Origin of the sequence: Bacillus sp. GMs2/2, assembly GCF_050172095.1 — a bacterium.
GTDB lineage: Bacteria > Bacillota > Bacilli > Bacillales > Bacillaceae_G > Bacillus_A > Bacillus_A cereus.
Genome location: NZ_JBNLYE010000652.1, coordinates 1 through 1,468 on the forward strand (window position 1 = coordinate 1; position 1,468 = coordinate 1,468).

The window sequence follows — 1,468 nt, forward strand, 5'->3', positions numbered from 1 at the left end:
ATCGAATTAAATAGAAAGGCAGTAAATAAAAAGATTATTATAAATAACCGTAATCCAAATTTGAAATTATTGGTTTTATTCGACAAGACTCGCAAGAACAATGAATATGTCTATGAATCTTTAGAAAAAAAGGAAGATTTATTAGAGATCCATTGAAAGAATTTGATTGAAAATAAAAGACAACCTATCATTTTAATAGGTTGTCTTCTTCAAATAATCAATTTTCTAAATCAATAGATGTCCAAAGAGTTAACTTATCTTCTACTTGAGTAACGGCTTTTATATCGCCATCTTGAGAAATGATAAATGCAAGGGAGTCTTTATGGGTTGAACAAAATCTAAATACCGATCTATGCCTAGTTCCATATATTTCTATTGGTATCGACTGTGTACTTGTTCCATCTGCATCTCTAGCGATATGAATTTCTTTAATGTTTGAAGTATCGATGATTTCAGCGCCAAAACCCAATAGATTCAACTTATCATCTATTATTACAGCACCATCTACTTCAGAAAATGATGCGAAAAGTTTGGTTAACTCCATATACTTCCCGTCCCATTTTTTTAAATCCCGATTATAAATGTTGTTTTCTTTAAAATCTTCAACGGAAACTTTATTCATTTCTAAATTAGTAAAAAAAGATTCATAACTTTTATAAAGAGTTATTTCACTTTTTTTCACTGTGTCCCAAGCGGAATTAAAACTACAAGGATATTTTATTTTAAAAGATTTAAGATATTTCTCAGGGTTTTCACTATCGATAATGATAAGAGAACCACCATGTTTTTTCTTTTTTATTTCATTTAAAATACACTTGATAAATCCAGTATATGCTTCCCATATTGATGTAGGCGTTTCGTTATATTCATCAGAGAGAAATTCTTCTATTTCTAAATTTAAGTTTTTTGTAAATTCAAGTAGCATTTCCTCAAAAGATGTATCAAAAAAATCTGAAATAGGGCCTTTATTAAAACAATTTGAAATAGGGGAATCTAGGCCTCCGTTGGTTAGTTTTAATAAAGTGTTACCAGATCTAGAAATTTCAATATTACCAGGATCATTTACAGAAATCGTTAATAAATTTGGTGGTAAAATGGCACTTCTATTTCTGCTAAAATGATACTCACTCCAAGAGTTACCTATATGAATTAATCCCCAAATAAATAATGTATTATTTTCTATATATACACCAATTATAGTTTGGTCAAAATCTGTAGCAGGAGCTAACTTTATAATCTCTTTTACATTAAATATTCTTTTTTCTCGGAATTGGATTATATTAAAATGACCATATTCATTAAATGAGGCGTTTTCACTTACATTCGCAAGCGCAATACGAAATTTAATTCTTCTATCTTCTTCAGTAAGAAAAGATGCATGATAAGCTACTTCTAGAAATTCAAGTAAATGTTCATCTTCTAATAAATCGGGAGCTTTATTTAGATCTTCTATATCTTCGTACCATAT

The 1,468-nt window shown here is 28.9% G+C and carries 1 protein-coding gene; it reads right to left on the reverse strand.

Features of this window, described 5'->3' with window-relative positions; translation table 11 throughout:
- Positions 1 to 217: 217 nt before the first annotated feature.
- On the reverse strand, positions 218 to 1,468 hold a 1,251-nt coding region (locus ACQGS6_RS28355; RefSeq protein ID WP_426966021.1), incomplete at its 5' end, for a putative sensor domain DACNV-containing protein.